At 45.7% G+C, this 2,479-nt stretch carries 5 protein-coding genes; 3 read left to right on the forward strand and 2 right to left on the reverse strand.

Going from position 1 to position 2,479, the window contains the following annotated elements; genetic code table 11:
* The 3 genes from MNV_RS09420 to wrbA form a co-directional block, all read left to right on the forward strand.
* On the forward strand, positions 1–318 hold a 318-nt coding region (locus tag MNV_RS09420), incomplete at its 5' end, for a DUF1670 domain-containing protein (protein WP_143311715.1).
* 272 nt (positions 319–590) lie between these two features.
* Complete coding sequence (locus tag MNV_RS09425; protein WP_096205517.1) at positions 591–911, forward strand: MarR family transcriptional regulator; 321 nt, start codon at positions 591–593, stop codon at positions 909–911.
* Positions 912–998: 87 nt separating this feature from the next.
* On the forward strand, positions 999–1,622 hold the full coding sequence (gene wrbA / locus MNV_RS09430) for an NAD(P)H:quinone oxidoreductase (protein ID WP_096205519.1): 624 nt from the start codon (positions 999–1,001) through the stop codon (positions 1,620–1,622).
* Between the two features lie 101 nt (positions 1,623–1,723).
* On the opposite strand, the gene MNV_RS20220 is transcribed toward wrbA, so the two are convergent.
* Complete coding sequence (locus tag MNV_RS20220; protein WP_096205521.1) at positions 1,724–1,834, reverse strand: TMEM165/GDT1 family protein; 111 nt, start codon at positions 1,832–1,834, stop codon at positions 1,724–1,726.
* A 181-nt stretch (positions 1,835–2,015) separates the two neighbouring features.
* Entirely contained in the window at positions 2,016–2,399 is a 384-nt protein-coding gene (locus tag MNV_RS09440; protein WP_096205523.1) for a DUF5402 family protein, read from the reverse strand.
* Positions 2,400–2,479: the final 80 nt, after the last annotated feature.

Below are 2,479 nucleotides of genomic sequence, written 5' to 3' on the forward strand. Positions count from 1 at the left end.
ATAGAGAACCAGGTAGTCCTGCCTTATCGAGGTACAATACACGATATCGGCAGGGCAGTTACTCATAAGAAGATCATTATTGGTTATTATCTGAAGAACATACCCACTCCTGATATTTCAAGAATTACTGGACATACGGAGGAGGCGTGCGACAGGTATATCAAGGCTTTCAAGAAGGTAAAAACCCTACACGGGAGCATGAGTCCACAGGAGATTGCCAGAACTCTTGAAATGAGCGAATACCTTGTTAAAGAATACATAGCAATAATCGAAGAATACAACAAAAAGGAGGAAAAAGTTAATGATGGTTCAAGTTAGAAATCAGCGGGGCGTCATTTGTCGGCATTTATAATTGTCCTGTTGGTTAGAAGAGCCCTCTACAGCCTTGTGCCCCTTAGATTCACCATACCTTATCGGCATATATCGGCATATTCTCCCCGACATAGGAAAGCAGATCACGTTTCTTGCCACGCTGATACAGGAAGGACTGATAGTAATTGTAATAATACCGCTTGCTTCGTTCTGGAAAAGAGCAGGCATATTTTGCCTAAAGATTTAAATCATACAAGCACATAGTTAACAGCGTTAACATGCCGAAAACAACAGATAAACACCTTTATTCGGAAACAGCGCAGGTGCAGGACGTTTATACCAAAAAGATAGAGCTGCTGTCCCCTTCTGTGAAGCTTGTTTTCAAAGTACTTGAGTACAAGGGACTCATGACGCAGAAAGAGCTTGTCGCCGAGAGTTACCTTCCGCCGCGCACTGTCCGGTATGCCCTGAACAGGTTGAAAAAAGAAGGCATACTTGAAGAGCGTCTCTACTATAAGGATGCGCGCCAGTGCCTGTACGGCGTGAAAAGCCCGCAGCAGGGTGAGCTGATAGCAAACTTCGCATGCGGCGCAGTGTAATTCCCTTACGGGAAAAATAGAAGAGCTAGAAAGCTGGGGCATAATAATTAAGTAGTTTACTTGCCATGAAACAATAAAGGGAGAAATATGGCAAAAAGTAAAACGAAAGTTCTTGTAGTATTCTACAGTATGACAGGAAATGTTGCAAAACTAGCTGAAGCAGTGGCAGAAGGAGCCGGAAGCGTTCCGGACACCGAAGTAAGGATGAGGCAGGTTGAGGAGCTTGTTCCGAAAGAAAAATGGACTGACGTGATGAAAAAAGTAAAAGAGGAGTTAAAAGACATTCCTGTTGCCTCAATGGAAGATTTAGAATGGGCTGATGGCATCGCATTTGGAACTCCCACACGATACGGCAACATGACTGCCCAGATGAAAGAATTCATTGACAGGACAGGAAATCTCTGGCTCAAAGGTGCACTGATAAACAAAGTTGCAGGTATATTCGTAAGCACAAGCACCCAGCATGGAGGACAGGAATCCACCATAATAACTTCCATGGTACCATTGTTCCATCTCGGCATGATAGTTGTAGGCATCCCATACTCAGAGCAGAGGCTGTTTTCCATGTACGCAGTTGGCGGCGGCTCACCCTATGGTGCATCTTCGGTATCAGGACCAATGGCAGACAGGATGCCAACTGGGGATGATCTTGAAATCGCAAAAACGCTTGGCAGGAGGATAGCCGAGATTGCAAAGAAAATTAGAGGGTAATGCTCAGGCTGGAAATCGTTCTCCTTAAAACCCAGCAAGAAACGATATCCCGAACAGTATAAACAATGCACCGGCACCCAGCTTTATCTTCGGTAACGGCACTATCTCGCAAAGTTTCCTGCCGATAATGCGATCACGGTAAGCTGGGTTTTATCGCCAAGCTCTGCGATCGCGATGAGGCTGAAGGTTGTTAGAAGCGGGGTTAAGTCCATAATTCGTATCTCTATTCATAAGGAGATGCAAGAGCCCATGCCTTTTCTAATGAGTCTTCGGCGCCGAGCAATTTACCCTCTGCGATAACGACATACATGCCCTGGAACTTCTATTCTAATTGCTCTTTCATTCTCCTGTAAGTCATGTCGTTCAGCACTCTATCCGAAGATTCCCTTGTTATCATTTCTTTCTCTCAAACTGCAGAATATAGAGATCAGGTCTCGGCGTCTTCCCCTCGCCCCTTGCAAACTCAGGATAGCACCGCGGGCACAGCACTCGCCAGTTAAGCGACGCCACGATAGAACTCCCGGGCACGAGCCGCGCAAATGTCACGGTCGATTTGACATCGAGGTTCGATGCCATTTCCTTAAGGAGAGGAAGAATCTGCGGCTCGAACACCTCAAGGTCGTCCACTTCAAGCCCCCTTGTATTCGCAGTTATCCCGGCGCATCCGCAGGGGAGCGCGAACATGTCGAGTTCGATCAAAAGTATCGGTCTGCCTATCAGTTTTCTTAGTTTGTCTTCAAATCCTGCCCTGTTCTTTAATAGCTCTGCGGTTGTCATTTAGCGGATAATGAGCTACTTAACACTTAAGTATTACTATATCCAATTTTATCTGTATAGTCCCGAATGTTTTGGCCTTA

It is taken from the genome of Candidatus Methanoperedens nitratireducens (assembly GCF_900196725.1).
In the GTDB taxonomy this organism is placed as follows: Archaea; Halobacteriota; Methanosarcinia; order Methanosarcinales; family Methanoperedenaceae; genus Methanoperedens; species Methanoperedens nitroreducens_A.

Coding starts and splice junctions, on each gene's coding strand:
- MNV_RS20220 (WP_096205521.1), bottom strand. CDS start 1,834: ATGGACTTAACCCCGCTTCTAACAACCTTCAGCCTCATCGCGATCGCA.
- wrbA (WP_096205519.1), top strand. CDS start 999: ATGGCAAAAAGTAAAACGAAAGTTCTTGTAGTATTCTACAGTATGACA.
- MNV_RS09440 (WP_096205523.1), bottom strand. CDS start 2,399: ATGACAACCGCAGAGCTATTAAAGAACAGGGCAGGATTTGAAGACAAA.
- MNV_RS09425 (WP_096205517.1), top strand. CDS start 591: ATGCCGAAAACAACAGATAAACACCTTTATTCGGAAACAGCGCAGGTG.